Annotated in this window: 1 protein-coding gene and 1 pseudogene; both read left to right on the top strand. The window is 53.8% G+C overall.

Annotated elements, in window-relative coordinates:
• The coding region (locus NW807_RS02360; RefSeq protein WP_414425192.1) for an FAD-dependent oxidoreductase at nt 1–1,048 on the top strand (1,048 nt) is incomplete at its 5' end.
• Nucleotides 1,045–1,440, top strand: a pseudogene (locus NW807_RS02355) (hypothetical protein); the annotation flags it as partial. The gene NW807_RS02360 and the pseudogene NW807_RS02355, both read left to right, overlap by 4 nt.

Here is a 1,440-nt window from a genome sequence, read left to right as displayed (position 1 = left end):
ATCTGCGGCAGCGTATGATGTGTATAAGATACAGCGTCTCTTTCAGATTTTCTTTGAAGGCTATACTGAAAAGCTTTGGGGGATCCCTTGCACCGAGATCAGTGCTGATTGGGCTGCCCAGCGCATCAAAGGTCTCAGTCTTGGAGAGGCCATACGAAAAGCACTGGGGTGGAATCGAGGTTTGGTGAAATCTCTAATCGATCAGTTTCAGTTTCCTCGGCTGGGATCCGGCCAGCTCTACGAAAAAATGCAGGAGTTTTTGCTGGCCGAAGGTCAAAAAGTTTGGCTAAATACAGAGGTCATTGCCCTTAGGCATGAGGGATCCCGGATTGTCAAGCTGCAATTGCGCAATCTTCAGGATGGAAGTGAAACATGGGTCTCCCCCTCCCACGTCATCTCCTCGATCCCTCTGACAGTTTTGGTGCAGAGCCTACAGGAGTTGCCTCCTCCAGAGGTACTGCAGGCAGCCCGCAACCTCAAGTTTCGCAACACCGTTTTGGTTTATCTGATTGTGGAGGGATCCCAGCTTTTCCCCGATAACTGGCTGTATATCAACGACCCAACAGTGCAGGTCGGTCGGGTAACCAACTTCGCCAATTGGTCGCCGGCTATGCTCCCCAACCGAGAACAAACCCCCTTGTGCTGTGAGTATTGGTGCAACTTTGGGGATCCCTTGTGGCAAGCTCCCGAGGAGCAATTGCTGGCTTTGGCCGAGAGGGAGCTACGCCAAATTGGCCTGCTGCAAGGCCAGAAGATCTCTGGCGGCTTTGTGGTGCGCCTACCCCGCACCTATCCTATCTACACCGGCAGCTACAAAGAAGACTTGGCCATCTTGCGAAGGTACCTCGGCCAGTTTGAAAACTTGCAACTGGTGGGCCGCTATGGCTCGTTTAAGTACAACAACCAGGATCACAGCCTGCTGATGGGCCTATTGGCGGCCGAAAACGTTCTCCGCCCCGGCAGCCACGATCTCTGGCAGGTGAACTCCGACAGCGATTACCAAGAAGAGATCAAAGTGCCACCCGCACCCGCGAAGGTCCGACGATGAGCTTCTCGCTTGGCCCTCTTTTGCGGCAAAGCTGGCAGCGTCTTGCCCCTTTCTCTATCCAGGTTTTGCTGCCAAGCTTAGCCTTGACAGGGCTGGAGATCTTCTTGATCTCCCTCTGGAGCAAGGGGGATGACTATGCTTCTATCTTCAAGGGTTTAACCCAGCGCGATAGCTACTGGTACCTGAGCATTGTGCGGCGGGGCTATCAGTTTGTGGGCTTTGACAAGATCGCCTACGAGCAGAGCAATGTGGCTTTCTTTCCGGGCTATCCTCTGGCGGTGGCCATCATGAGCCGCCTGTTAGGAGTTGAGCCGGAGCTGGGGCTTTATCTTACTGCCCAGCTCTTTTGCTGGCTGATGTGGATTTACCTTTTCCTGTTTTACCGCCGCTGG

Origin of the sequence: Synechococcus sp. R70.1, assembly GCF_047461675.1 — a bacterium.
GTDB lineage: Bacteria > Cyanobacteriota > Cyanobacteriia > Thermostichales > Thermostichaceae > Thermostichus.
This window is presented reverse-complemented; position numbering and strand designations above follow the sequence as displayed.